The sequence below is a fragment of the Furfurilactobacillus milii genome (genome assembly GCF_021654115.1).
In the GTDB taxonomy this organism is placed as follows: Bacteria; Bacillota; Bacilli; order Lactobacillales; family Lactobacillaceae; genus Furfurilactobacillus; species Furfurilactobacillus milii.
The window spans coordinates 16,522-42,255 of the sequence record NZ_JAIWJF010000005.1 but is presented as its reverse complement, the minus strand read 5'-3'; the positions used below and the strand labels follow the sequence as shown (position 1 = coordinate 42,255).

At 43.5% G+C, this 25,734-nt stretch carries 27 protein-coding genes and 1 tRNA gene; 10 read left to right on the top strand and 18 right to left on the bottom strand.

What is annotated here, in order from left to right; all coding sequences use genetic code 11:
• The first annotated feature begins 18 nt into the window (after window positions 1–18).
• Window positions 19–816: a lp_1002 family arylesterase gene (locus tag LDK34_RS07270; RefSeq protein ID WP_178942141.1), complete on the top strand. Its 798-nt coding sequence runs from the start codon at window positions 19–21 to the stop codon at window positions 814–816.
• Between the two features lie 257 nt (window positions 817–1,073).
• On the opposite strand, the gene LDK34_RS07265 is transcribed toward LDK34_RS07270, so the two are convergent.
• Window positions 1,074–1,532, bottom strand: coding sequence for a MarR family winged helix-turn-helix transcriptional regulator (locus LDK34_RS07265; protein WP_236941616.1), 459 nt, complete (start codon window positions 1,530–1,532; stop codon window positions 1,074–1,076).
• An 807-nt stretch (window positions 1,533–2,339) separates the two neighbouring features.
• Between LDK34_RS07265 and LDK34_RS07260 the strand changes: the two genes are divergently transcribed.
• The 5 genes from LDK34_RS07260 to LDK34_RS12645 all read left to right on the top strand — a co-directional run bounded on the left by LDK34_RS07260 (window position 2,340) and on the right by LDK34_RS12645 (window position 7,069).
• Window positions 2,340–2,894 (top strand): hypothetical protein, encoded by a 555-nt coding sequence (locus LDK34_RS07260; RefSeq protein ID WP_017262621.1) that lies wholly within the window; start codon window positions 2,340–2,342, stop codon window positions 2,892–2,894.
• A gap of 247 nt (window positions 2,895–3,141) precedes the next feature.
• Window positions 3,142–4,464: a C1 family peptidase gene (locus LDK34_RS07255; RefSeq protein WP_420871580.1), complete on the top strand. Its 1,323-nt coding sequence runs from the start codon at window positions 3,142–3,144 to the stop codon at window positions 4,462–4,464.
• Between the two features lie 192 nt (window positions 4,465–4,656).
• Window positions 4,657–4,950 (top strand): hypothetical protein, encoded by a 294-nt coding sequence (locus LDK34_RS07250; RefSeq protein WP_178942138.1) that lies wholly within the window; start codon window positions 4,657–4,659, stop codon window positions 4,948–4,950.
• 80 nt (window positions 4,951–5,030) lie between these two features.
• Window positions 5,031–5,717: a response regulator transcription factor gene (locus tag LDK34_RS07245; RefSeq protein ID WP_178942137.1), complete on the top strand. Its 687-nt coding sequence runs from the start codon at window positions 5,031–5,033 to the stop codon at window positions 5,715–5,717.
• Window positions 5,714–7,069 (top strand): sensor histidine kinase, encoded by a 1,356-nt coding sequence (locus tag LDK34_RS12645; RefSeq protein WP_178942136.1) that lies wholly within the window; start codon window positions 5,714–5,716, stop codon window positions 7,067–7,069. Before LDK34_RS07245 ends, LDK34_RS12645 begins: the two co-directional genes overlap by 4 nt.
• A 58-nt stretch (window positions 7,070–7,127) precedes the next feature.
• Here LDK34_RS12645 and LDK34_RS07235 read toward each other — a convergent pair whose 3' ends face one another.
• From LDK34_RS07235 to LDK34_RS07190, 10 genes are all read right to left on the bottom strand, one after another.
• A complete protein-coding gene (locus LDK34_RS07235) occupies window positions 7,128–7,805 on the bottom strand; it encodes a 2,3-bisphosphoglycerate-dependent phosphoglycerate mutase (RefSeq protein WP_178943439.1) in 678 nt (225 codons plus the stop codon).
• Window positions 7,806–7,955: 150 nt separating this feature from the next.
• On the bottom strand, window positions 7,956–9,062 hold the full coding sequence (locus LDK34_RS07230; RefSeq protein WP_236941615.1) for a LysM peptidoglycan-binding domain-containing protein: 1,107 nt from the start codon (window positions 9,060–9,062) through the stop codon (window positions 7,956–7,958).
• Window positions 9,063–9,305: 243 nt separating this feature from the next.
• The gene (locus LDK34_RS07225) at window positions 9,306–10,253 is read right to left on the bottom strand and encodes an AEC family transporter (RefSeq protein ID WP_178942134.1); all 948 of its coding nucleotides are present in this window, start codon (window positions 10,251–10,253) and stop codon (window positions 9,306–9,308) included.
• 145 nt (window positions 10,254–10,398) lie between these two features.
• Window positions 10,399–10,800, bottom strand: coding sequence for a DUF956 family protein (locus LDK34_RS07220; RefSeq protein WP_178942133.1), 402 nt, complete (start codon window positions 10,798–10,800; stop codon window positions 10,399–10,401).
• 155 nt (window positions 10,801–10,955) lie between these two features.
• Entirely contained in the window at window positions 10,956–11,891 is a 936-nt protein-coding gene (locus LDK34_RS07215; RefSeq protein ID WP_178942132.1) for a PTS system mannose/fructose/sorbose family transporter subunit IID, read from the bottom strand.
• Between the two features lie 21 nt (window positions 11,892–11,912).
• Window positions 11,913–12,722 (bottom strand): PTS mannose/fructose/sorbose transporter subunit IIC, encoded by an 810-nt coding sequence (locus tag LDK34_RS07210; RefSeq protein ID WP_178942131.1) that lies wholly within the window; start codon window positions 12,720–12,722, stop codon window positions 11,913–11,915.
• Between the two features lie 30 nt (window positions 12,723–12,752).
• Complete coding sequence (locus LDK34_RS07205) at window positions 12,753–13,745, bottom strand: PTS sugar transporter subunit IIB (protein ID WP_178942130.1); 993 nt, start codon at window positions 13,743–13,745, stop codon at window positions 12,753–12,755.
• 84 nt (window positions 13,746–13,829) lie between these two features.
• Window positions 13,830–14,324, bottom strand: coding sequence for a PTS sugar transporter subunit IIB (locus tag LDK34_RS07200; protein ID WP_178942129.1), 495 nt, complete (start codon window positions 14,322–14,324; stop codon window positions 13,830–13,832).
• The gene (locus tag LDK34_RS07195) at window positions 14,324–14,737 is read right to left on the bottom strand and encodes a PTS sugar transporter subunit IIA (RefSeq protein ID WP_178942128.1); all 414 of its coding nucleotides are present in this window, start codon (window positions 14,735–14,737) and stop codon (window positions 14,324–14,326) included. The genes LDK34_RS07200 and LDK34_RS07195 overlap by 1 nt, the downstream gene beginning before the upstream one ends.
• A 568-nt stretch (window positions 14,738–15,305) precedes the next feature.
• A complete protein-coding gene (locus LDK34_RS07190; RefSeq protein ID WP_178942127.1) occupies window positions 15,306–15,989 on the bottom strand; it encodes a Crp/Fnr family transcriptional regulator in 684 nt (227 codons plus the stop codon).
• Between the two features lie 194 nt (window positions 15,990–16,183).
• Between LDK34_RS07190 and rpsN the strand changes: the two genes are divergently transcribed.
• Window positions 16,184–16,453, top strand: a complete 270-nt coding sequence (gene rpsN / locus LDK34_RS07185; protein WP_017262606.1) for a 30S ribosomal protein S14 — start codon at window positions 16,184–16,186, stop codon at window positions 16,451–16,453.
• Between the two features lie 99 nt (window positions 16,454–16,552).
• Here the strand turns inward: rpsN and LDK34_RS07180 are convergent, their stop codons facing one another.
• The 4 genes from LDK34_RS07180 to LDK34_RS07165 form a co-directional block, all read right to left on the bottom strand.
• Window positions 16,553–17,572, bottom strand: coding sequence for an LCP family protein (locus tag LDK34_RS07180; protein WP_178942126.1), 1,020 nt, complete (start codon window positions 17,570–17,572; stop codon window positions 16,553–16,555).
• A 755-nt stretch (window positions 17,573–18,327) separates the two neighbouring features.
• Window positions 18,328–19,068, bottom strand: coding sequence for an SDR family oxidoreductase (locus tag LDK34_RS07175; RefSeq protein ID WP_178942125.1), 741 nt, complete (start codon window positions 19,066–19,068; stop codon window positions 18,328–18,330).
• 60 nt (window positions 19,069–19,128) lie between these two features.
• Window positions 19,129–19,560 (bottom strand): HIT family protein, encoded by a 432-nt coding sequence (locus LDK34_RS07170; RefSeq protein WP_178942124.1) that lies wholly within the window; start codon window positions 19,558–19,560, stop codon window positions 19,129–19,131.
• Window positions 19,561–19,595: 35 nt separating this feature from the next.
• Window positions 19,596–20,954 carry an MFS transporter gene (locus LDK34_RS07165; protein WP_178942123.1) on the bottom strand — a complete coding sequence of 453 codons (1,359 nt, stop codon included), beginning with the start codon at window positions 20,952–20,954 and terminating at the stop codon, window positions 19,596–19,598.
• Between the two features lie 170 nt (window positions 20,955–21,124).
• Between LDK34_RS07165 and LDK34_RS07160 the strand changes: the two genes are divergently transcribed.
• The 3 genes from LDK34_RS07160 to LDK34_RS07150 are packed head-to-tail and all read left to right on the top strand — an operon-like array spanning window position 21,125 to window position 23,750.
• Complete coding sequence (locus LDK34_RS07160; protein ID WP_178942122.1) at window positions 21,125–22,033, top strand: AraC family transcriptional regulator; 909 nt, start codon at window positions 21,125–21,127, stop codon at window positions 22,031–22,033.
• Window positions 22,034–22,054: 21 nt separating this feature from the next.
• Window positions 22,055–23,284 (top strand): multidrug efflux MFS transporter, encoded by a 1,230-nt coding sequence (locus LDK34_RS07155; protein ID WP_236941614.1) that lies wholly within the window; start codon window positions 22,055–22,057, stop codon window positions 23,282–23,284.
• Between the two features lie 22 nt (window positions 23,285–23,306).
• Window positions 23,307–23,750, top strand: coding sequence for a pyridoxamine 5'-phosphate oxidase (locus tag LDK34_RS07150; RefSeq protein ID WP_236941613.1), 444 nt, complete (start codon window positions 23,307–23,309; stop codon window positions 23,748–23,750).
• A gap of 92 nt (window positions 23,751–23,842) precedes the next feature.
• Here LDK34_RS07150 and LDK34_RS07145 read toward each other — a convergent pair.
• The 3 genes from LDK34_RS07145 to LDK34_RS07135 form a co-directional block, all read right to left on the bottom strand.
• Window positions 23,843–23,927, bottom strand: a tRNA-Leu gene (locus LDK34_RS07145).
• Between the two features lie 82 nt (window positions 23,928–24,009).
• Window positions 24,010–25,056 carry an AI-2E family transporter gene (locus LDK34_RS07140; protein WP_017262598.1) on the bottom strand — a complete coding sequence of 349 codons (1,047 nt, stop codon included), beginning with the start codon at window positions 25,054–25,056 and terminating at the stop codon, window positions 24,010–24,012.
• Between the two features lie 105 nt (window positions 25,057–25,161).
• Complete coding sequence (locus LDK34_RS07135) at window positions 25,162–25,647, bottom strand: SprT family protein (RefSeq protein WP_178942118.1); 486 nt, start codon at window positions 25,645–25,647, stop codon at window positions 25,162–25,164.
• Window positions 25,648–25,734: the final 87 nt, after the last annotated feature.

Sequence of the window (25,734 nt, the reverse complement as noted above, 5' to 3'; positions counted from 1 at the left end):
AAACACGAGGTGAATGTCATGCAAATTGTCAAAAAAATGTTAAACCAACACAGCTATTATAAAGGTTTTATGCAAGATCGACCCGGTCAACAAGGTCAAACCACTTTTCCAACTATCGTAATTGTGCCTGGTGGTTCGTATACCCATATTCCTGAAGCACAAGCTGAAAGTGTCGCTTTAACCTTCTTTGCCAAGGGTTTCAATGCCGTCTACTTGCGGTACTCCTTCGTCGGCGAAGTTACACCCCTACTGCCAGCACCGATAGTTGAACTCGGTCAAACGATTAGTCAACTCAAGCAAAATCCTGATTGGCCAGTCGATGCCAATGCTATCATTCCGTTTGGGATGTCAGTTGGTGGTCACATTGTGGCACTCTATAATGATTACTGGTCCTCATCATGGTTAAGTGAGGCCACCGGTGCCACCGCCAGCGTGTTGGAACCAGCCGGCGCCATTCTTGGTTATCCCGTCATCAGCCCATTATTAGGTTTTCCCAAGGATGAAAAAACCATTGCACAATGGACTGACGATCCAACTAAGTATGCAGCTGAACAACACGTCACCGTGAAAAATAAGCCAGTTTTCGCTTGGGTTACTAATGAAGATCAAGCGGTTCCTGTAACAAACACATTATCGTACGTTCAGGAAAGTTATAATCACAACTTACCACTTGAACTCCATGTTTTTAACCACGGACCACACGGCTTGGCGCTTGCCAACAATGTTACGGCCTGGAAACCAGGGACAGATTTACCACACGTAGCCCACTGGTTAACTTTAGCGATCGAATGGATAAACGATTTACTCGACAAATAAGTTGTCTTCACGTTAAGTTAATCGGTTATTTTTGACAAGTCATTTACAAACAGCAAACACAATTCGCACCGCAAACAAACAGTAAAACGGCCATTCAGATTTCCCCTGAATGGCCGTTTTACTGTTTGAAGATGATCTTGCTTAAAGTTAAATCAGTGAATCAATAAATAAGTACTGTTTGTGTCCCTAATAACAATGACATGACGCAACACGAAATGATTAACTGATCTGAAATCGTGATCGGTCACACAATGTTTTTAGTCCTCTACATTTGAATCTAACACAGCTACAAAGTGTTCAAAGTATTTACTCAACTGTGTGATTTCCTTAAGACTCATTTTTTCAAGAATCGCTGCGACCGTTTTCTTTTCGTGAACATCTAATTCTTTGATCACTCGTTTTCCCTTGAGTGTAAGATGAATAAAATGCTGACGCCGATCATTCGGACTAACCTCAACTTCAATTAGTCCAAATTGCAACAACGTCTTTATTTGTGTTGAAATCGCACCCTTGGTAATATGATTTTGTTTTGCCAACACGTCTAAAGTAATCCGATCATTTTTTGCAATCTGGTTAAGCAAGGATAGTCCGCGCCATCCCACACCAAGATTTTTTCCAATGCATTTTAAATGTTGCTCAACTTTGAGAAAATCACGTAGATAACTTTCATCCATCATTTCAATTACAATTTGTGTCGCGGTTTGCTGTTTTGCCATATTTAAACTTCCTAAAAATGTGTCTAGAGTGGTTTGCGTCTGTAAGCTAGTGTTTTAAAAGCCAAACGATTCAAGCAACACTTCAACTCATTATTTTCGTCCAATTTGCTCATTCCTAAATGATTGTCATCAATCAGCATAAGCTTCTTTTTTTCAAGAACCGATGCTGAGTGTTATTCAATATAGACCGTGCGCCATCATAACTAGCGATAAAGTTTGTATAAGGCAAGTATTTACGATGTATTAAACAATAATGAGTTATCGTACTGTTTGTTTCAGTACCTAAAATATTACTTCTCGTGCGCGGCATTTCTTATCAAATATTTCAAGCTCAACAAGATTGTTGACAAAGTCGTAACGGATTATGCCTTTTTACAGTTTCATCTTTCGACTAACAACTTTGCTTTCAGACATTGCAGTAGCGTCTGATTAGAGTTCTCTGTGCACTGTTGTGAAAGTTTCACATAACTTGATTTTGCAAGCCTTTGGAACCTTTTTTATAATTGAAATTATGAGTTAAAAATTAATGTTCAAAACACTAGCCTTTTGTAAGTAAACCGTGTAAAATGCTTCTTCGTGGTCGACAAAATGACCTTTTCATCAGGCAGTGACCAGCCAATGAAAAGTGTAACTGATGAGGAGTTACCCACCCATAATATGGTCACTGTCATGATTCCTCGTGAATCAACCTGGCTGCTATTAGCAGCACATTGCGCGTGTCATAACACAGATAAGTCATTGAACGTAAATTCGATATCGTTTAATGAACGGTCCTCGTTATGTCACCAATAAAAAGGAGCGAGTCTCATGACAACATCAACGCTTAACGTAACTCTACACTTCGCAGAAATGAACGACCTACCAGCAATTAAGGACATCATTACTGATGCCCGTGACTTCTTGGCAGAACAAGGAATCAATCAATGGCAAGATGGTTATCCAGAAGACAGCGTCATCGCTGGCGATATTGATCGCGGCGAAACTGTTGCTTTAAAAGACGACGAAGGTACAATTTTAGCGATTGCTTCTCTCGTGAAAGGTATCGATCACCCGTATGAAGCAATCACGGATGGCACATGGCGTGTAACTGGCACAGAAACAAATTACGTGTCTATTCATCGCGTTGCCATGGCGAAAGCATCTCGTGGTCATCACCTCACACATGATTTCTTTGATCTCATGTTGGAACAGATCCGTCTCGACCCAGAAGTTGAGAGCGTGCGGATTGACACTCATCCGCAAAACTTCGGCATGCAACATGTAATCGAAACGAATGGTTTTTCATACATCGGTTTGGTCCCCGTCACGGGCGGCCAACCAGACGAACGAAATGTCGCTTATGACATGGTCTTGGACCGTTAATTGAATATGCACAAAAACAGACAATCAGCAAAACGTTGATTGTCTGTTTTTTTAGTTACCTATATAGCTGTTATCCAGTCACTAGCGTTAACAACGAAAAACGTCATGAACCAGTCCTCGTTTAACAACTTCACCCATCGTGGAAGCACAAATCTAGTTTGCGTCCACTCACCTCTTTTTAATGTTCTTCTAATGCAGTATACTGTTTGCATGCATATAAAAAGGAGTGAGCCATTTGAGTACTGAAATTACACCTGATCAAATTCGCCGTTACGAAAGCGAATTGTCAGAGCGCAAGGATGCCTCTGTTTTGGAACGTGCCGTTAAGAAAAACGGTATCTTAGCAACTGCCCAAGATGACATTGCAAATGTCAACATGACACCAATCTTCTCCATTGATTTGGACACTGGTCATGTCGCTAATCAGAAGCAAAGTGGGCGTTGCTGGATGTTTGCCGCATTGAACACCATGCGCCACGCTATGAAGGACACCTTTAACTTACCTGGTGACTTTGAATTATCCCAAAACTACACCTACTTCTGGGACAAGTTCGAAAAGGCTAACTACTTTTACGAAAACGTCATCAACACGGCCGACAAGCCATTAGATGACCGTAAAGTTGCCTTTTTGATGGAAACGCCTCAACAAGACGGTGGTCAATGGGACATGATTTGCGCCATCATTGAAAAATATGGGGTTGTGCCACAATCCGCAATGCCAGAAACCTTTAACTCATCTGCTTCTGGTCAGATCAATAGTTTGTTAAACCTGAAGTTACGTAAGGACGCCGTTGAATTCCGTGAACTGGTCGCTAACAAGGCTAGCCGCGCAGAAATTGACGAAATGAAAGATCGTAAATTACAAGAAGTTTATCGCATCTTATCTTACAGCTTCGGTGAACCTGTCACTAAGTTTGATTTCGAATACCGTGACAGTAACAAGGAATACCATATTGATCGCGATTTAACGCCTAAAACATTCTACGACAAGTATGTTAATTGGGATCTGTCTCAATATGTTTCTATCATCAATGCGCCAACTGATGACAAGGAATATAACAAGACCTACACCGTTGAAATGTTAGGTAACGTGGTCGGTGGCCGTGAAGTTAAACATTTGAACGTCTCAATGGAAGACTTCAAACAAATGGCCATTGCACAATTACAAGCCGGCCAAAGTGTCTGGTTCGGCTGTGATGTTGGTCAAAGTTCTGACCGTAAGAACGGCATCATGGACACTAAAGTTTACGCTAAGGATGAATTATTCGACGTTGACTTCTCCATGAGCAAGGCAGAACGCTTGGACTACGGCGAAAGTCTGATGACCCACGCCATGGTCTTAACCGGTGTTGATCTTGTCGATGGCAAACCAACTAAGTGGAAGGTTGAAAATTCATGGGGCGATAAAGTTGGTGACAAAGGTTACTTTGTTATGAGCGATGCCTGGATGGATGAATACTGCTACCAAGTTGTTGTTAACAAGAACTTCATGCCTGAAAACCTGCAAAAGGCTCAGGCACAAGAACCGAAAATGTTACAGCCTTGGGATCCAATGGGTGCCTTAGCTTAATAAATACACATTTAGTACATGATAAAAGCTGTGAGTTTAATGCTCACAGCTTTTTGTTTGCCATTTTCCACGTCCCTTTACTTTTTCTTTTCCAGCTTTTAAGCTCTCTTTATGTTGCGTTCAATATGATTAATCATGTTCCAAAGCAATCGGAATGAACTAAACATCTTGTGTTCGAATGGAGTGATCGATATGTTAAAGGATTCTCGTGATTTAATTTCAGCAAAAGTTATTGTGGCACAATGCCCTACCCTTGTGGCCGAAACAGAAGCCGGTCAAAAGTTTGAAGTGAACGTCACACGCCAACAAAAACGTGATCCATTATTTTGGGCCACTATCGCTGACATTTTACGTGAAGGAATCTGGGTGCCGGTTACCAAAACTTATCACCAACTCTGTGACAATGGCTGGCTAGTTAATCCATCCAGTCGTTTGGTTCCAGCAGTCGCATCGGAGGGCATTTTCGACTACAATAATCAAAAGTAATCCAATGCTCAAATAAATTTACATTTGATAAAACAAGTTTAACAACTAGAGAATTTTTATCTTCGAGGGGGAGACAAATTATGCAACAACTTGCGCGAGGCTTAATTGTTGAAGATGACCACACTGTGTCAGACAGCATCAAGGAATTGCTCACCGACGTGATTACCTGCGACCAGGCGTTTGATGGCGAAGACGGTGAATTCATGGCCACTCAGGGAATTTATGATCTCATCATTCTCGACTGGATGCTGCCATTGGAAAGTGGTCTGGACGTGCTCAAGGCCATTCGGGAACAACACCTAGACGTCCCTGTCCTATTTTTAACCGCCAAGGACGGTTTGGATGACAAAATTCGTGGCTTTAACTTAGGCGCAGATGACTATCTCACCAAGCCTTTCCATCGCGAAGAACTTTTATTAAGGGTGCGAGCACTGTTAAAACGTAGTGGCAGCTTTCTAAACGAAAATATTCTGACTATGGGCAGCATCAGTATTAATTTACAAAACCATGCTGTTACTGTTAATGACAACCCTGTCCAGTTGAACGGTAAGGAATTCGATTTACTCGTGTACTTTATTCAGAACCAGGGAACGATTGTGACCAAGGACCAAATTTTTGATCGCCTCTGGGGATTTGATTCTGAAACATCCATTACAGTAGTTGAAGTTTACGTTTCAAACCTCAGAAAAAAACTCAAGCCAACCGGTGCGGACGCATACATCAAAACATTGCGTAACGCTGGCTACCTTGTGGGAGCAGAACAGTGAAAACGAAACAAGCACAACACGCCTTCGGCAAACAACAGTGGTGGCTATTTGTCAGCGAACTCATCAGTTTCGCCGTCATCTTTCTCACATTGGGCACTATCTTATGGCAGGTTTTTCAACCCTCCATTTATCAAAGTGTCACGCGCGGAATCAAGGTGCAACGTCAAATATTACTTGGGCAACGTGTCACTGGCGGACCGGCCAGTCAGGACGCATACCGAGCCATTGCTTTTCGAACGTCTCTGCTGGTGTTCGACTCAGACGGTACACTCATCAATGGCAATCCGACGGCCGGCACGCCAAACACAAATAACTCCGCTAACCAGCCAAAAAAGAAGAAAAAAACGGGTTCCCAAAACGATTATGTTAATGTGCTTCAACAAATCAAACTTAATCCACATCATTTGAACGAACTGCGTGATATTCGCGTCAACGGCCAAAATAACTTTCGCACAATGACAATCAAAGTTCCGGCTGCCAACAATGCGTTGGGCTATGGTGGCTACTACGTAATGATTGTGACTAACACCGATTCTGAACACGTTTCTGTTGGTGTATTCAAACGCACGCTATTGTGGACGATGGTAACCTTCTGGTTAATTTCAATCTTGCTGAGTTATGTGCTGGCGCGTCTCAATATGCGGCCAATTCTCCGATCGTGGCAACGACAGCGCGAATTCGTAGCCAATGCTGCCCATGAATTACGGACACCACTGACTGTCATCCAAAACAAACTTGAAATAATGTTAACCCGCCCAAATGATAAGGTCATGGATCAAACTGAACAAATCACCATGTCACTTTCTGAAGTAAGACGTTTGAATTCGCTAACCAGTGATCTATTGTTACTAGCGCGTTCAGATTCGGATATGACACAGATTCGGACTGAGTCTGTCGCGATGGCACCATTTTTAGAAACAGTCATTCAACCCTACTCAGAAATCGCAGACAGCCAGGATAAACACTTTGAGGAGAACATTCAGCTTGACCGTGATTTAGTAATCGACAAGCAACGAATCCACCAATTGATTGTCATTTTCTTGGACAACGCGCTGAAATACACTGAGTCAGGCGCAACTATCAGCTTTTCGGCTCGACTCGTCGGCAATCGTTGGGAACTTCAAGTAAAAGACACGGGTATAGGCATCAAAGATCAAGATAAAGCGCACGTTTTTGACCGCTTCTATCGCGTTGATAAGTCAAGAAGTCGTGCAACAGGTGGCAACGGTCTCGGCCTCTCAATTGCTAAGTGGATCATTGACAGCCACCGCGGCAAAGTCACTATCACTGATAATCATCCACAAGGAACCATTTTTACCATTAGCTTTCCACTGACAAGGCCAAAAAAATAAGGGGTTTCCGACATGTGCTCACGCAAATGTTGGTAATCCCTTTTGTTATACTTAAAAATTACAAAATCCGTTTATTAATCACATTTAAATGCTCATCGAACGTATAGTGGATTGGCTCCGCATTGGGCACCTCGACCTTGCTAATGTCTGCGTCACTAACATGATCCAAATACTTGATCAACGCTCTCAGCGTGCTGCCATGAGCCACAACAAGTTGATTGTGACCATCAAGCAGACGTGGTGCGATTTCGTCCACCCAATATGGCATCAAACGATCGTAGGCCATGGCTAAACTTTCGCCACGCGTCAAAATTGTCTTTGGAAAACTAGCATACCGCCGATCCTCTAAATGATCTGGCTGATCCAAAAGCGGCGGCACAACATTGAAACTTCTGCGCCACTTGGCCACCTGGTCTGCACCGAACTGAATTCGTGTTTGATCTTTATTAAGCCCACGTAAGGCGCCATAGTGACGCTCATTTAACCGCCAACTTTTGTGTTCAGGAAGCCAAAGTTGATGAATCTCGTCCAGGACTAGATGGGTTGTTTGTATCGCACGTTGTAGCAAAGAAGTGTGTACATCTGTAAATTGTAACCCAGTTGCTGCCAGAATTTTGCCAGCCTGCTGTGCCTGCTCGATTCCCTTAGGTGTTAACGGAACGTCAGTCCACCCTGTATAAATATTGTCACGATTTGCCGTGCTCTCACCATGACGAATAATAACCAACTCTACCATTTCTCTCATCCCAACTCGTCTTAATTCTTTTACTTAGACTGACGTGTTATTAGTTCACATCAATTATCGTACCATGCCAGTAAGGTGAAGTGAAACTAGTTCAAACAAAAAAGAACCGCCACAAGGACGATTCTTTTAATTAAATTCAATTTAGAAGTGGATGTATCCAGCAGCTTCGCTAGCAGAGATAGTCCGTGCGTTGTAGGCCTGACCATTGAAGTTACCTTCAATGATGTTAACCGTGCCGTTACTGTTGACACCAGTAACGTAAGCAACGTGCATGTAGCCAAAGAATGCAACTGAACCGGCAGTTGGTGTTTGGTTAACTGCAACGCCACGGGCAGCAGCGTTAGCACCCCAGGCATTACCATTACCAAGGTAAGCCCACTTAGAGCTAGAAACACCTTCGGCCTGTAAGATACCAGCTACAAAGGCAGTACATTGACCAGCTGGGTAACCTTGAACACCGCTGTAGAAGCCGGCAGTACCGGCAGCCTGAGCACCACCAAAGGCTGCTGTAGTGGCAGCAGGTGCTGGCGTAGTCGTGTTAGTTGTTGCAGGTGCTGCTTGTGAAGCAGGTGCCTGTGAGGCTTGTGATGCTGGGGCTTGTGAAGCGGCCTGGCTAGCAACACTAGTTGCTTGCGAAGCAGGTGCCTGTGAAGCCTGAGATGCAGGGGCCTGGCTAGCTTGTGAAGCTTGACTTTCCTGTGAAGCAGGTGCTTGGCTAGCTTGTGAGGCTTGACTCGCTTGTGATGCTGGTGCCTGACTAGCAGCTTGTGAAGCAGTACCAGTTGTGTGCAGTACTTGACCAACCATCAAAACGTTAACGTTTGAGATACCGTTCAATGAAGCTAAGTCAGAAACTGACTTGCCGGTTTTAGAAGCGATGGCGTTTAACGTGTCACCAGCAACAACTGTGTAGTCTCCGTTAGCATCAGCACTAGTAACTGATGTTGCAGCTTGACTTGTAGCCTGACTAGCAGTTGGCGCAGCTTGACTAGCTTGTGATGATGACGTTTTGCTGTCATTGTCATCAGGAATAATCAAGTCCTGGTCAACATAGATTAAGTTGGCGTCAGTCAAATGGTTTGCCTGCACAATGGCATCAACAGTGGTGTGGTTTTTTTGTGCGAAGGCCCACACGGTGTCACCTTTAATTGATTTTACAGTTGAAGCATTAGCTGATAGTTGAACACCAGCCAAAACGCTGGCAGCACCAGCAGTTGTTAATAATACGTTTTTAATAGACTTTTTCACGTTATTCACTCCTAAACAATTCATCCCGTTTGAACGACTCTATGTAGCAATTACTGTGATTAATACTAGTCTTCGCGTGTAACAGGTCCATACCAGTCATATAACACTTTATTACGAATATTACGGTAGAGTTACATTTCTCTATGAAAAACCCTTGACAACGCGGTTTAACGCAACTTGTTGTCAAACATGTAGGCACAAAAAAATTAAGAAAAAGTGAAGTTGTTACGAATTTACTAAGGATTAAACCACTTTTTGAATCAAAACCATCATGATTGGGACCACGATAAGTGACATTAGTGTCGTTTCTGTAACCATAATTGACGCAAAATCGGCGTCTGCATGATACAACTTAGCAACCACAGGTGCGTTTGTCATTACCGGCATACAAGACTGCAAAATGAAAACTTGCTTCATCAGTGTCGGCATATCCGCATGCATAACAAGCAAAATCATCAAAACCGGCGCAAAGATGAACCGCCCAGACAAGACACCCAAACTGCTTCGATTCAGCCGCATATTCTTAAGGCCTGCATTGTACACAGAAACACCGATAAAAAGCATAGATAACGGTATCGTTAAACCGCCCAGGTACGTGAATGTTTGGTTCAAAAACTTTGGCAAATGCACGTTGATCAAGACCAGAACAACCCCAATCATGAACCCAATCAGTGGTGCAGAGAAGATTTTACGCAAAATCATGCCAAACGTGAGATGCTCCCCAACTGACCCATCGCGCTGAATAAAATAGACACCAATCGTCCAAAAGATCGTCGTATTGGCCATGTAATATACCAAAACATATGGCAAGCTCTTACTACCAAAGATGGCCATGTTAATTGGCAGCCCGACGAACACTGTGTTTGAGTTAAAGAACATGGATGTAAACAGGCCCCTGCGGCCTGGATCAATCTGAAGGACATATACTAGCCCCCACGCAAGAATCATCAGCAACATCATTGAAATGACAGGAAAACGTAAATCAGGCAATAAGGCATACAATTCACGTTTGGAAAAATCCCGTGTAATAGAAATAATCATGTACGGTGGCAAGGCAATCTGGGTCACCAACTTAGCGAGCAATCGCGTTGAGTTCTCATTGAACCACCCCTTGCCTGCGAGGGCATACCCCACAGCCACCATCAGAATAATAATTAAAACACCCTGTGCACTTTCGAAAAAGATTCCCATTAGTTTACAGTCATTCTTTCTGTTAGTTAATATTTTAGTTAATGATTTCTAGTATAGCACTCCCTTTTAACGTGATTAAAAAACAAAAAGCACCACGCATTGCCGACAAGTGACAATGCGTGGTGCTTACAATTTTGACAGTTAATTACTGTTGTTTTTGTTTTCTTGAATGTGGCCGCCGGGTAAATAGCGCTTTTAGATTCCGGCGCATAACCTGGAAGAACGTCAATGAACGAACAATATGATCTGCATCAACATGATTACGAATGGCTCGAAGTACAGCTTTAGAGTGTCGCGAAGAGAACTTGTAAGTTCCGTTCCGAGTTGTTTGAAGGGCATAACGAGGAATCACCTTACCCTTGAACATCACGGAGGCAATCACTAAATCGACATCCTCCCATGGAATCTGGATAAACTTATTGCTGTCACGATCGTTGTAAAACTCGAAGGCCTTATCACCGACCATAATCTTGCCGTAGTCGCCCATCCCCATATAGGAAGTGCCATCGATAACCATTTCAACTTTTGTATTCAGTGATTCAACCATGTTCTTCTCTCCTAACCTGTATTCAAATGCCTATCCGCATCATACTACGTTAACCACCATTTTCAAATGCAGCAACAATAACCTATTTATAATGCCAAGGGCACCTACTTCCGGTTGCCCGAAAATGAGTGCCCCTAACAAACCGTAACTTTTGATTAAAGCCAACCAACCACGTGAAGTAAAATACCAACGATGAAAATACCAAGAATGATAATGATTGGTGAAACTTTCTTCTTTAATAGCCACATACATAAGAAGGTCAGTAACAAGGCCGCCAAACCAGGAATCAATTGATCCAAGTTATTTTGCAATGTCGTGATTTTGATATGATCTAATCCCATGCCCTTCCCCAAATTGTATTGAGTCAAAGCATCATGAATTCCCTTATTTCCTTTAGGAAGTTTATTCCAATCAATGTAGGCACCTTTTTGCAATTTGATCCGTGAAACAACAGGCTTAAAGTCGATCTTAACCCAACGTTGAATCAGGGCCCCAATAACAAACATCCCCATCATGGAAGCACCACGAGTAACTTTTTGTAGTAAACCACCAGATAAGTCATCAGTGATTCGTGAACCGGCACGGTAACCAAATTCCTGGGTGTACCACATAAATCCCCAACGGATTAAGTTCCAAAGAACGAAGAACAGAATTGGTCCAACAATGTTACCAGCAATCGCCAATGAGGCACCTAAGGCACCAACAATAGGACGAACGGTGTACCAGAAGACTGGGTCACCAACACCGGCTAACGGACCCATCATCCCAACTTTAACCCCTTGAATGGCAACGTCGTCAACTGGCGCGCCATTGGCACGATCTTCTTCAAGAGCTAGCGTAACACCAAGAATTGGTGAAGCTAAGTATGGGTGAGTGTTGAAGAATTCCAAATGACGTTTGTATGCGGCAATTCGGTCTTCTTTTTTCGTGTATAACTTGTTCAGGGCAGGCATAAGTGAATATAGCCAACCACCGTTTTGCATACGTTCATAGTTCCAAGAACCTTGGATGAACGTTGACCGCCAAGCAACCTTTAAACGGTCGTTTCTTGTTAAACTAATCTTTTTAGTATCAGTTTTATTATCAGCCATTTTCGTTTCCCTCCCCTAATTTTAATAGTCGTCCAATATGTCGCCTAACGGATCACCGGTGTTATTGTTGCCACCGCCTCCGTTACTGCCATTTGAACCATGTTCATCAAGCTTCAAGTACATCAGAGCCATGGAAAGGCCGATAGTACCAATAGCAATTAGAGTCAGGTCAGTCAATGCAGCAAGTGCAAAACCAATTGCGAAGAAAGGCCAAACTTCAGAAGAAGCCATCATATTGATAACCATGGCGTACCCAACGGCAACAACCATGCCACCACCAATGGCCATCCCATCTGATAACCACTTAGGCATCGCTTCAAGCATTGCCCGCACTTGTGAGGCTGGGATAATCAGCAGTAATGCTGCTGGGATCGCAATCCGCAAACCTTGTAAACAGATACAAATTACTTGCCACATATTAATTGTGCGGTAGTTACCCTTTTCAGCTGCAGCATCCATGATGTGGATGATGGCAACCGTGATGGTACGAACAATCATGGTTAAGAACAAACCAGCAACGGCCAGTGGAATCGCAATCGCGATAGCTGAACTGACACCTGCACGTCCTTGACCACCTTGAACCAAAATAATAGCAGATGCGACTGATGCCAATGCGGCATCGGGTGCAACAGCGGCACCAATGTTCGCCCAACCTAAGGCAATCATTTGAAGGGAACCACCCAAAATAAGTCCGGCTGTCAATTGACCAGTAACCAAACCAATTAACGTACAAGCAATCAAGGGTTGATGAAATTGAAATTCATCCAAGATTCCTTCCATGCCGGCAAAGAATGCAACGATTACAATCAGAATCATTGATATAGCAGACATTTGAAAATCCTCCTATCTATGTGATAAAAATTATGAATTTTGTAGTTCTTTACGAGCCTTTTCGACGATAGCGTCCATGTTGGCTGATGAATCATCCGGCACTTTCCGAACGTCGAACTTAATGCCCGCTTGCTTAAGTTTATCGAAGGTCTCAACGTCTTCTTTACCAAGTGACAGAACCTTGCTGACAGCAACTTTGCCAGCTGAGTGAGCCATTGAACCGATATTCAACGTCTTGATATCCACACCACCTTGAATGGCACGTAATGCGTCTTCTGGTGTTTCAAACAAAACCAACGCTTTTGTAGCACCAAAACGAGGATCCTTGGCAACCTCAATCATCTTGTCGACTGGGATAACGTTGGCTTTAACACCCGGTGGTGTTGCCTCAACAATCATGTTCTTACGTAACTTATCCTTGGCAACATTATCTGAAACAACGATAATGCGGTCTGGATTAACAGAACGGGTCCATGCAGTGGCAACTTGCCCGTGAAGCAGACGTGAGTCGACACGCACCAATCCAAACTTGATGTGCCCATCGCCTAAGACTGTTCCTGGTGCTATTGCAGCTTTTGGCTGGGTACTGCCAGCGTCAGCCTTGGAAGCTTCTTCCTTTGGCTGTAACGACTCTGGCTTGATGCGTACACCATCTTTTGCCGTTTGTAGGATATGCGCAGCAATTTCATGTGCGTTATCCATTGTCATCCGAGAGCCGTAAGCTTCAATGACCATTGGCAAGTTCATGCCGGTCACAATAGCCCACTTATCCTTGTGTTCTTCAAACAGGCTGTTTGCCTGATTAAATGGTGTTCCACCCCAAAGGTCGATCAGAATCAACACTTGATCTTGATCATCAAACGTCGATACTGCTTTTTCGAACTTGGCGTGGACATCATCTGGGCCTTCACTTGGCAGCAAGGTGACCGTTTGCACGTTCTCCTGTTTGCCGAAGATCATTTCACCTGATTGGTAAATACCTTCAGCAAAGCCGCCATGACTGGCTAAGATAATCCCTACCATGTGTGTCCCTCCTAAATTAATAAAATGTGAAGCCATTAATTATTCGCAACATTTAGTTTTAACTAAACGCTACCGGAAATCAAATCAGATGCCTTCCTGCGCCAACAACGCCATCAAATCGCGTTTTTTATCCATTGGCACCTTTCGTACTTCCAATTCAACGCCCGCATTGTGCAATTCGCGGAAAGTCTGTGCATCATCCCCACCAATTGCTACGGCATCCGTAACCATCTTTTTGCCATCTGTAAAGCTCAGGCTACCGATGTTAACGGATTTAATCTCGACGCCACTTTTAACAACGCGCAGCACATCGCGCGGCGTTTCGAACAACAAGAACGCTTTGACTTGGTCAAACCGTGGATCCTGATAAACTGAAATTAATTTATCAACCGGAATCACATTAACCTCTACACCAGCTGGTGCAGCTTGCGTGATTAACGTCTTCCTCAAGTTGTCCTTAGCAACGCCATCTGACACGACCAGGATACGATCTGGAGAGATTGCCTTTGTCCAAACCGTTGCCACCTGACCATGCAGTAATCGTGAATCAATTCTTACCAACCGAATGTCCATGCTCATTAGTTGACCTCCTCGTCAGGTGTCGTTAAATCCAAATGTTTAACGCCCGCCTTAGCGATTTCTTCTAAGTGCGGGACCACCTGATCCAATGTTTGGTTGCGAACGGTATACGCCTCAATCAGCATTGCCAGATTTAAACCAGTGATTAGACCCATCCGGTCCGTGTGCTCGGCAACGATCCGACTAGCAACATTAAACGGTGATCCACCCCACAAATCTACGAGGAACAACACCTGATCATCATCGTCAAAACTTGCCAGCGTCTGGTCAAACTTCTTTTTCAAGTCATCTGGACCTTCGTCTGGCATGAACGTCACGGTGGCCACTTTTTGCTGATCACCGAAGATCATTGTGGCAGACTGCTTAATGCCATCCGCAAAGCTACCGTGACTGGCTAAAACAATTGCTAGCATTTCGTATGCACCTCCCTTCACGACTCAATCGGGAACAATGTCAATTATATGGCATAAGATTGACTTTTTCACTACATACGTATTATAGCTGTTAATTAGTTGTCAGTAAAGCGCTTACAATCCCGCTTACAAAAATTCGTTAAAACCATCTTGATATGTACGTGAAAGCTTGTCCCTAATATCTTAAGCACGTGACTAGCATACCGTAGTGAAGCGCTTACATCAAGTACAAATTACCCCCTAAGTGTCCGAAAAGTTTCAAAATGGACTAGACAGGTTGATAGACGGGCATTTTCTGTTTTTAAAAAAATTTTGATTTTTTTGATAAGTTGTCTGCCTTTTTATGTGAATCGCTTTTAAGGTGTTTAAAAGATGGTGTCTAGTGCTCTCGCTTTCGTATTTTCAACTTTGAATACTAGTCCTTTTGTGGTCTATTTACAGTGCAGGACGCGGTGTGTTCGTTAATTAAAGAAATTAAAGGAGACAACGTCTTGAATCATCATAAGACGCTATCTTCTTTAGTTCTGTCGCCTGTTCTAACTGAAAATCAGGCGTAATTTTTCGGAAATCAATCTTGTAATGCCAGTTGATCTTCATCCAGAATTGCAATTTGATTACCGCGACCCTTCTTTAACCAACCGGCAGTCTGAAATTCATTTAGTTTGCGACTAATTGTTTCCGGCGTAGTTCCTAAGTAGACGGCTATTTCCTTCTTTTGAAGCGGTAATGTGAACATTGTCTGTGCTGGAAAACTTGCAGCCGTTTCGACTAAATAGTCGGCAAGGCGACCGCCAATTGAACTCGTGGTCACACTTGTTGCCTTACCTTCTAGTTGACTGATTCGTTTACCAAATTCATTCAGGATCCCAAGTGCGAGTTGCGGTGCCTCTGCCAACAACGCCTGAAAGTCCGAACGTTGGATCGAGCATACCTGAGTTGGCACCAGCGCTTCCGCATAACTTGTCCGTATAACCGGATTAAAAAGCGCTGCTTCACCGTCAAAATCTCCAGATTGAAGTAAGTATAATAATTGTTCACGTCCATTTGCAGCCAGTTGATAAACTTTGGCCTGTCCAGCGGCAATAATAGTCAACTGGTCAGCCTCGTCACCAGCGTTAAACAGCACATCGCCCTTTTCATAAACATGTTCATGGACAATGGCACTCACCTGCTGTAATTCAACCGTTGTCAATTGCTTAAAAATTGGTACCAGTTGAATACAATCGTGTGTACCCAGTTTCTGTTCTCGCATCTTGGCACCTCCTCATATACAAGATATTGTAACAGGTAAATCCCAAAGTAAACTTGATTTGGATCAAGTGTGTAAAATGCTTTGTTTTAGTAAGCATATCTGTTACACTAAATAGTAATCGTTACAGTTCTTGGCAACAAGTATTGTTATCGGCACATTAAGTTAGTCAATTTTAGGAGGAATGAATTCAGTTTATGGCAAAAAAATCTAAGATTATTAAAGAACAACGCATTGAAGCTACAGTTGCGAAGTACGCTGATCAACGTGCTCAAATGAAAGCGGCTCATGACTACGCTGGGCTCGCCACCCTGCCGAAAAATGCTTCACCCGTACGCATTCACCGTCGTGATAAGATCGATGGTCGTCCGCATGCTTACTTGCGTCAGTTTGGCCTATCGCGGCTCAACTTCCGTCAGCTCGCATTGCAAGGCAAAATCCCTGGTGTTCGTAAAGCTAGCTGGTAATGCATTGGTTCAATCTCTATAATTAACTTTTAACTAAAAACTGCCAGAGTGATGAATTTGCTCATCACTCTGGCAGTTTTGTTTTGTCTTTATAGCAGTTTATTCATCCGTTTTTGCTGAAAGGTCCAAACTCTTACGGATTTCATTAGTAACCCGTTGCTTCTCGCTTGAACCGACCACTTCAAACGACTGACCATTAATCATCTGACCTTGTCCTTGCATGTGGTCAGTGGTCATGTCCTTAGTAGAAGAACGATAGCTAGATGCAAGTTTAACCAAGTCAGAACTGGTTAAATCTGTTTGTGACTCGTTAGCAATCGAGTTTAAGAAGCTAGGATTCAAAACCGTCTGAACAGAAATGGACTTTCTAAACAGCGCTTGAACAACTAACCGTTGACGTGTTTGACGACCGTAATCATTTTGAGGATCATCATAACGCATCCGTGAGAACTTCAAGGCAGTTGAGCCGTTCATGTGGTAGGTTTGACCCTTTACAAAAGAAGCACCTTCATAGTTGAAAGTTAATGGTGATGTAACCGTCACACCGCCCACTTCATTAATCGCTTTTTCCAAACCACCCATGTTCAACAGCGCATAGTAGTCGATTGGAATGTTCAACAGATTTTGAACCGTCTTAATGGTTGTCCCAACACCACCGTATGAGTAGGCAGCGTTGATCTTAGCCGGTGAATCCTGAGGATAACCAGCAATATCTGTCATCGTGTCACGAGGTAAGCTGACAAGCAGCATCTTCTTAGTCCGTGGGTTGATGGTAGCAATCATGATCGTGTCGGTACGACCTTTATCAGTTCGTCCCAAAGCACCGGTATCAGTTCCTAAGAACATAATTGAAATTGGCTTCTTACTCTTTAGCACTGACTGTGTGTCACGTGCCTTAGTAATTCCGGCCGATTTATAAGCTTTGTTACTGGCTGAATTGATGTTGTGATAAGCCATTGCTCCAAAACCGACAATTGCTAACACTAAGACAATGACAATGCCCCAGAACCAGCGCCAAGGATGAAAACGGCGACGGCCGTTGCCACCCTTATTACCACTCGTTGGTTGTTCATTATGGCGTTGCATTCTTGATGGTTCTTGATTTGGTTCGTTATCCATTTTCGGGTCCCCCAAGGAATTAATTCTTCCTAATTACTCACGCCTACAGATTGTAAACCAAGTTTGCCCACAAGGCGAGAATAACGGCAAACATTTACTGTTTATACTGCGATTTTAATTTTTTCTTATGAACACTTGCATACTTAGTTGCGCAAACGCACTTTCAAACTTTTGTTTCGAATTATCAGGTTAGTCTGTTTGTGATTCCGTTACGTCGACCAGAAGCTTCGTTCCACCGGGACCGGTCTCAGCCTGCTCCGCAGTCTTCTACCTCGACTTTAAGCCTTCATAGCCCGAAGTCTCAAAGCTCGTCCTGCCTGACTAAGCGGACCCAAAACGCCCACTAAGTCAGGATTTCACGGAACTCCGTTTCTGGTCGACTTCGCTCATGTACAAAGTGCTTAGTGAAAATGCTACATCAAACAACCTGCGGATTATCGCATGCTTTTGTTGATTAAGAACAAAATTACAAACTGAGCTGGAGGGCGTCAAAATTGAATGTAAGCCGTGAAGGTGGTGTTGATTCGGCGATTTTTCCGAATTTACAGCACAGGACGGTCGTGGAGACTCGGAGTTTCACGAGGCTTCGCGACGAGGTGAAAGACTGTGGTCTACAGGCTTGAACCGGTCCCACGACTACATTCAATTTTGACAACCGTAAGCATCGCTTAACCACTATGTTTACCAACGATAAAAATATCCGCTACCAAGCAGACAAAGTGCTAGGCAGCGGATATTTTCAATTAAAGTACAAACTAGTTTTCTTGAACAGTTGGGCGTAACAGAATTTCATCGATACCAACATTTTCAGGTTGGTCAATGGCATAAAGAACTGCGTTTGCCAAATCTTCTGGGTCCAAGCCGATTTCTTCTTCACGAGCACGGGCCTTCTTCTGCAATTCTGGGTCGCCAACAGTCTTCCATAATGAAGTGTTAACGTTACCTGGTGATACGATGGTTGAGCGAATCATGTTAGGACCTTCCTCTTGACGAAGAGCATCCATGATGGCACGAAGCGCAAACTTAGTACCTGAGTAAATGGCAGCGTTAGGGTTGATAACATGGCCGGCGTTTGAGTCAGTTGCGATGAAGTGACCAAAGCCTTGTTCCTTCATGATTGGCAATGCTGCAGCAATCCCGTACAGAACACCCATAACGTTGATTTGGAAAGCACTTTCCCAATCTTCAACCTTCAAGTCACGTAATGCTGAGTTAGGCATTACACCAGCGTTGTTGTACATAACATCAATTTTGCCGTACTTGTCGTGAGCTGCCTTAACAAAATCAGCAACGGAATTCTTGTCGGTTACGTCAACTGTCTTGTAAGCTGCTTCGCCACCATCTGCTTCAATATCTTCAACTTGCTTCTTCAACAGGTCTTCACGACGGGCACCGATGAATAACTTGGCACCATGTGCAGCTAACTTCTTAGCAGTAGCAGCACCAATACCAGATGAAGCACCTGCAATAACAACAACTTTTCCTTTAACAGTCATAACTAAAATCGCTCCTTTTTTAATTGTGTGCTAAGCCCGTTTCTGAGCTTTGGCATCACTCTATAGGTTTTCCTTAATCTTGTTGATAATGTCTTCGTATTCTGAACCGGTTAACTTCTTAGGGTTTTCAGGGTTGTTAACGAAGGCATCGTTCCAATCACTGTCACCAGGCTTCTTTGGCACAACGTGAACGTGCAAGTGAGAAACCGTGTCGCCATAAGTTCCGTAGTTGATCTTACCAGGGTTAACGGCCTTTTCAACGGCTTCGGCAGCGTGTGCAACGTCATCGTAAAATTCGTGACGTTCAACGTCTGTTAGCTGGAATGGTTCGTCAACGTGCCAGTTTAAAACAACCGCAACACGACCAAGGTGTGTTTGGTCACGTGCTAAGTAAACTGTGGCAACATGCAATGATTCGATTTCAATGTAGTTTGCGTCAAGCTTTTCAGTATGGGCACAATACATACAATCTTTTTGGAAACGTTCAACCATGATAAAAACCTCTCTTTATTTAAAATATTTGATCACTAGTTAATTGGGTGACTCTGTGTTTCAGCATCGGCGGTAACTTCTTCATCCGAAGCTTTTGCAGTTTGAGTCGCACTCTTGCTTGAGTGCAAAGTGAGAACGATCAAGCCGGTAATAATCAACGCACCAGCTAAGAAGTACATCCCCACCGTAGTGCTACCAGTGGCACTCTTCAACCAACCAATTGCATATGGACCGAAGAAGCCACCAAAGTTACCAACAGCGTTCACAATTCCTAAACCAACGGCAGCAATCCGAGGATCAACCGTCGTGGTAATTGCCCAGTAAGGACCGGAGTAAGCGTAAACCCCAATGGCAGACAGGCAAATGAAACCAACGGACATGACAGGAACAGATGTGGTTAATGCAGCGCCGATAAATCCAAGACCACCAAGCAAAGCACCACCAGCAGTGTGCCAGATTCGCTCGCCGCTGCGGTCAGACCACTGACCGTTGATAACCAAGGCAACTGCACCAAGCAGGTAAGGAATGGCACTAATCAAACCAACTTGCATGGTCGTCAAATCACTTGATAAGGATTTAACCATTTGTGGCATCCAGAATGTAATCCCGTACAAACCGATACAGTAGAAGAAGTTAATCCCTGTCATCTTCCAAATCTTAGCGTCTTTGAAGGCGTCAACAAATGGTGCTTTGATGACTTTCTTTTCACTTTCTTGCTTAACATCATCGGCAAGTGCTTTTTCCAACCAACTCTTTTCGTCGGCTGTCAGCCACTTAGCAGTATTAGGTTTGTCAGCCAAGAAGAAGACGGTGTAAACACCCATTAAAATGGCAGGAATCCCAATGATAATGAATAACCAACGCCAACCTTCAAGGTTTAAAGCCATGTGAACCTGAGTGATAATCCAGGTTGCAACTGGCGCACCAATTGAGTTTGCAACTGGCGGTGCAACCATGAACGCTGCGATAGCCCGTGCACGATCTTTACTGCGAATCCAATACGTAATGTAAAGGGTCATGCCAGGGAACAAACCAGCTTCGGAAACACCGAGTAAGAACCGTAGCACAATCAGCATTGGTACACTGGCAACAAACCCAGTTACCAAAGTAACAGTGCCCCAGAAAACCAAGATAAATGCCATCCAACGACGAGCACCAATCTTTTCAAGCATCATGTTACCGGGGATTCCAAACAGGAAGTAGCCGATGAAGAAGATTCCGGCGATGAAACCGTAAGTGGTTGCAGTCAAACCTAAATCTTTGTCCATCCCCCCGATAGAAGCATACGTGATACTACTTCGATCCAGAAAGGCAATAAAGTAAATGATAAAAAGGTATGGTAGTATATGCCATGTTACCTTTTTAAGAGCGCTTTGCTTAGCCTCTGTCATCATTAACACATCCTTATGCATGTAATTTTTATGGTTTGTGAAAACTTTTCCATGAAGTTGCTAGCTATCCTTCGCTTTCATGTTTCATTATAGTAGAGCTTAAGCGCTTACATTTTGCCTTAGTTTGCTCGATTTATGGAATTTATCACACTAAAATGATTGGGAGAGAACTCATGTCAGAAGTTCGTGATCTACAGCTCAAAGTCCTATGGCTCAGTGGTCGCCTGTATCACCGTCATGAAACTGTTGAACCACACCAGCATGATTTTGCTCAGGTTCAATTGGTCCTCAGCGGACAGGAGTATACTGATCTAACACAGCCAAACAGTGATGTGCCCGTTTCGGTAAGTGTGTTTGCAAACCAGCTTGTCTTTATCCCGCCATATACAACGCACTCGTTTCATTTTGAACATGAAACTGTCGTTTTGGATGTTAAGTTTGATCTTCAAGCTGACATTGCCAGCCTAATAGAAAAGAACGCCAGCCAGCATATTTTTGATGTTGGCGACGTGTCTCCATTTTATGCACTGTTGAATGAAGCGATTCCAGCCGAACAAAAGCAATTCCCCGCTGCCGCACTACAATTAGATGTTGATTTCAAACAACTTCTGCTATCCACAATCTTTAAACAGCAGCCCGTTGAGGCCAGTACGCATAACTTAGACCGCCTCATTGACATCAACACTGATTTCCCGCTATTGAAGTATCTGCAAGCACATTATGCAGAGCCCATTCAATTGCCAGAACTGGCCGCCCACTTCAATTACAGTAAAAATTACCTGATCAGAATCTGTAAAAGAGAAACCGGCCTCACCCCCATGAACCTGTTGCAACACATTCGTTTGAAACACGCACAAAACTACTTAGAATACACAGATTTAAGCGTAAACGATATTGCTATTAAGATTGGCCTGGATGCCAACTACCTCACCAAATCTTTCACCAAAACGATTGGTACCCACCCCATTGCATATCGTAAACAGAGCCGTCAAGAACACGAACGCAATATTACATTGATGAATACGTTCAACCGGCAGTCACAGCCGCAAATCAAAAATACAATTCAACATCCAATGGATTAATAAATAAGGAGGCGGTTTTATTTGAAGAATCAAAACGGATGGCGCCGCAATTTGGCCGTTCTCTGGCTAGGTACTTTTATTGCTGGCATGGGATTTAGCGAAATCATGCCATTTTTATCACTGTACGTTGATCAGCTTGGCACCTTTACAAAGGGGCAGCTAACCATCTACAGCGGTGTTACATATGCAGTTACTTTTTTTGTCATTGCAGTTGTTTCACCACTATGGGGACAACTCGCTGACCGTAAAGGACGAAAACTGATGCTTCTGCGTTCGAGCGCAGGGATGGCCGTTGTTATCGCCTTAATGGGTTTTGTTCATAATATTTGGATGTTGATTCTGCTACGTTTTCTGCAAGGCCTTTGTGCCGGATACATTCCCAACGCAAGTGCACTGATTGCCACGGAAACACCAAAATCAAAAAGTGGCAGTGCACTTGGCATTCTAACTACTGGTTATGTCAGCGGTAACTTAATTGGACCAATTCTCGGTGGCACATTGGCCGCAATTTTTTCCATTCGAATGACCTTCTTCATTACCGGATTTTTACTCGCGGTCGTTTTCTTTCTCAGTTTATTTTTGGTACATGAACACTTCACACCAATTCCGCGAGCTAAGATGCAATCCACTAAGGAAGTATTTGCCTCCTTTAAGTCTGCCAGGGCGATTGTAATTCTGTTAATTTCCACCATGCTTATCCAAATGGGCAATAATTCAATCACACCGATTCTTAGTTTGTACGTTCGCGAATTGATGTCGCACACTGCTAACTTAACGATTGTTGCTGGTATTATTGCGGCGCTACCCGGTATATCAACCTTAGTGTCGGCGCCACAACTTGGTCGGCTTGGTGATCGCATTGGCACGGAAAAAGTTCTCATGGGTGGATTCATTTTTGCTGTACTAATGTACTTCCCTCAAGGATTTGTCAGCACCGTTGGCATGCTCGGTGTGCTGCGATTTATGATTGGAATTTCAGATGGCGCGTTATTTCCCACCGTTCAAACTTTGCTGGTCAAGAACTCACCACTCAATGTAACTGGTCGGGTATTTAGCTGGAATCAATCATTTCAAGCATTAGGCAGTATGCTTGGTTCGCTGCTTGGTGGCTTTGTTTCAAACTTATTTGATTACCGTGGTGTCTTTGTTTTCACCGCCATCGCGCTTGCAGCGGATTTCCTACTTGTCTACATCGGTATTCCATCCACCCGTTTTCATTTCCACGCATCAAATTCGGAAAGTTCAAACTAGTTTCTTAAAAGGAGTTTTAATTATGGATAAACAAGACATCGAGTTACTGCAGCAGGTTTATGCAACAGCAGACAAACTCGCACTAAGTACATCATTAAATGATACTGCTGACGTTAAAGTGATTAATTTTGTTTGGTATGCCGATCAACCAGATACGCTGTATTTTTCTTCCGTTCGTGGCAGTAACGCGTTGGCAATTTATGCAAAGCACGCAGATGCAGCCTTGATTACCATCCCTCACGAAAGTGAAACGACAAATCCCTTTGTCCGCGCCCATCACGTTACCATCACCCCATCTGAACAAACGATGGCTGATGACTTACTTCCCCGCTACTTAGAGTTGGTACCTAATTACCAGCACGTATGGGATGCCATTGGACCACAACTGGTTGCTTATGAAATTAAACTTCATGATGTTCACGTGGACGCCGGCTTAGGCCAACGAAAAATTAACCTCAGTTTTTAAAAAATTATCCACGACAAAAAAAGATCCTCGTAGTGAAATCATCACTACGAGGATCTTTTTAGATTGGTCAGCCTAGTTAACCAATCTGATTATGCGGCCACCGAGACTTGAACTCGGATGATCGAAGGGATCACAAGATCCTTAATCTTGCGCGTCTGCCAATTCCGCCATGGCCGCATCAACGAAAATAATTCTACCAGACATTCGCAGACTTGGCAATTACTCTTTGACATTCTCCCCGCATATTTCCGTTTAGCACCTATTTATCACCACGAAGCTGCTGCATGATTGGTCCATCATTAGGCTGGGGATGAACGCCAAAGAGATCGAGGAAAAATGCCACAATTGGTAATCCAACAATCAGTCCCCAAACACCGAATATCTCTTCACTCACTATCAAAGTCATGAATGTCACAAAAATCGGTAAATCGGTGGCAGTAGCCATAAGACGTGGGTGCAAGAAATAAGATTCAAAGAAGTGAATTACAATAACTAAGATAATCACTTCCACGACCCGCCAGATACCGCCGCTAGCAAACGCGATCAACGTTAATGGCACCATCGAAATGAGCACCCCAGCAACAGGCACCAATCCAAGGATAAAGACAATTACAGCCAACACCATTAAACTTGGCATCTTTAGGAAAAATAAGCCAATGGTCATCAAAACCGTGTTAATTGAACAAATAATTAATTGTGTATCCACAACCGTTCCCAAAATAGTAACAAACTTGCGAACTAAGAAATAAACATTGGTGAAGAACTTTTTAAAACGGCTGTGTAAAAACGCATCCCCAAATCGCTTCATCCGGCCGTAAGACGCGGTAAAAATCAAGCTCAAGAAAATGGCAACCCCTACATGAGAGAAGGCTGTGCCAACACTTTCCAGTCCACGTAGCCCCGTTTCCAAAGCTGTTTGTCCGTGTTTCATAATTTCACTACTGTTGAGTGCTTTATTCACCCATGTGTCTAATTGCTTATCCCAAACTGGATGGTCATTGATCGCTTTCATAATCAAATGAGGGATGCCAGAAAACTGGCTAGCCAAAGATGGCGCGGCGTAGGAGATAGCTAGTACAACTAAGCCAATCACCACCACATACACAATCAAGGTCGCCAGCACCTGACCAATGGGTAACCATTGTCGTAAACGAGTCGTCACTTTTAATGCTAAGAAAGAAAAAATCGTAATTAGCAAAATAATGGAGAGAAAGTGGCGAAAACAAAACAACACAAAGATCAAAAACGCCAAGGTTAAATAAAGTTGAACGTCCTCTTTCTTAAGCCACTGATAAATTCGTTCCATACCCTACCCCCACATTCATCGATACAGCTATCATAGCGTATTCTGCCATACAGTGTACAATAGCCATTACGACATTCGAATTCTACAGACGAGTTTCACGGTTTCTTAAGATTCTTGAGTATAAGCTTCTGCCAAATTCAACCGACCACCACAAATCCCACATGCAAATCGCCGTGTATTGATTCGACGACGACGCGTGTATCGTTGACCGCATTTTATACACTCATAAATATATATGTGCCGTGATCGTGAGCGAGCTGTCTGTCCTTGTCGATGTTTAGGTGCCGGTGCAAAACGACTGCCACCCACCTGGGCCAGCAAGGTTCGAAATTCCCGACTACGATGATTAAATGGCAATCCTGCCATCGACAAGTGATAGTGAACCAGCTCGTGCTTAATCACCCCTTCAAGGGTGTCTTCACCGAAATCAGTTAGCATTTTCGGATTTATATCAATATGATGATCCCGAAGATGGTAGCGACCACCCGTTGTTTGCAACCGCGAGTTGAACACGGCTTGATGTTTAAACGGTTTGCCAAACTCCCGCGTGGAAATTTGCATGACCAACCGTTGTAACTCATCATTTGTCATTCATTTTCCTCCACAATTTCATTACCCAATGAAAAACCACTCATCCCGATGTTCAGAATGAGCGGTTCATTTCTGTTAACGCTAAGC

Bases quoted from the DNA above. Each gene is read 5' to 3' on its own strand.
- LDK34_RS07245 (WP_178942137.1), top strand. From the start codon at position 5,031: ATGCAACAACTTGCGCGAGGCTTAATTGTTGAAGATGACCACACTGTG.
- LDK34_RS07175 (WP_178942125.1), bottom strand. From the start codon at position 19,068: ATGACTGTTAAAGGAAAAGTTGTTGTTATTGCAGGTGCTTCATCTGGT.
- LDK34_RS07160 (WP_178942122.1), top strand. From the start codon at position 21,125: ATGTCAGAAGTTCGTGATCTACAGCTCAAAGTCCTATGGCTCAGTGGT.
- LDK34_RS07205 (WP_178942130.1), bottom strand. From the start codon at position 13,745: ATGGTAGGGATTATCTTAGCCAGTCATGGCGGCTTTGCTGAAGGTATT.
- LDK34_RS07260 (WP_017262621.1), top strand. From the start codon at position 2,340: ATGACAACATCAACGCTTAACGTAACTCTACACTTCGCAGAAATGAAC.
- LDK34_RS07180 (WP_178942126.1), bottom strand. From the start codon at position 17,572: ATGGATAACGAACCAAATCAAGAACCATCAAGAATGCAACGCCATAAT.
- LDK34_RS07190 (WP_178942127.1), bottom strand. From the start codon at position 15,989: ATGCGAGAACAGAAACTGGGTACACACGATTGTATTCAACTGGTACCA.
- LDK34_RS07165 (WP_178942123.1), bottom strand. From the start codon at position 20,954: ATGATGACAGAGGCTAAGCAAAGCGCTCTTAAAAAGGTAACATGGCAT.
- LDK34_RS07250 (WP_178942138.1), top strand. From the start codon at position 4,657: ATGTTAAAGGATTCTCGTGATTTAATTTCAGCAAAAGTTATTGTGGCA.
- LDK34_RS07270 (WP_178942141.1), top strand. From the start codon at position 19: ATGCAAATTGTCAAAAAAATGTTAAACCAACACAGCTATTATAAAGGT.
- LDK34_RS07235 (WP_178943439.1), bottom strand. From the start codon at position 7,805: ATGGTAGAGTTGGTTATTATTCGTCATGGTGAGAGCACGGCAAATCGT.
- LDK34_RS07140 (WP_017262598.1), bottom strand. From the start codon at position 25,056: ATGGAACGAATTTATCAGTGGCTTAAGAAAGAGGACGTTCAACTTTAT.
- LDK34_RS07215 (WP_178942132.1), bottom strand. From the start codon at position 11,891: ATGGCTGATAATAAAACTGATACTAAAAAGATTAGTTTAACAAGAAAC.
- LDK34_RS07195 (WP_178942128.1), bottom strand. From the start codon at position 14,737: ATGCTAGCAATTGTTTTAGCCAGTCACGGTAGCTTTGCGGATGGCATT.
- LDK34_RS07225 (WP_178942134.1), bottom strand. From the start codon at position 10,253: ATGGGAATCTTTTTCGAAAGTGCACAGGGTGTTTTAATTATTATTCTG.
- LDK34_RS07170 (WP_178942124.1), bottom strand. From the start codon at position 19,560: ATGGTTGAACGTTTCCAAAAAGATTGTATGTATTGTGCCCATACTGAA.
- LDK34_RS07210 (WP_178942131.1), bottom strand. From the start codon at position 12,722: ATGTCTGCTATATCAATGATTCTGATTGTAATCGTTGCATTCTTTGCC.
- LDK34_RS07220 (WP_178942133.1), bottom strand. From the start codon at position 10,800: ATGGTTGAATCACTGAATACAAAAGTTGAAATGGTTATCGATGGCACT.
- LDK34_RS07150 (WP_236941613.1), top strand. From the start codon at position 23,307: ATGGATAAACAAGACATCGAGTTACTGCAGCAGGTTTATGCAACAGCA.
- rpsN (WP_017262606.1), top strand. From the start codon at position 16,184: ATGGCAAAAAAATCTAAGATTATTAAAGAACAACGCATTGAAGCTACA.
- LDK34_RS07265 (WP_236941616.1), bottom strand. From the start codon at position 1,532: ATGGCAAAACAGCAAACCGCGACACAAATTGTAATTGAAATGATGGAT.
- LDK34_RS07200 (WP_178942129.1), bottom strand. From the start codon at position 14,324: ATGAGCATGGACATTCGGTTGGTAAGAATTGATTCACGATTACTGCAT.
- LDK34_RS07135 (WP_178942118.1), bottom strand. From the start codon at position 25,647: ATGACAAATGATGAGTTACAACGGTTGGTCATGCAAATTTCCACGCGG.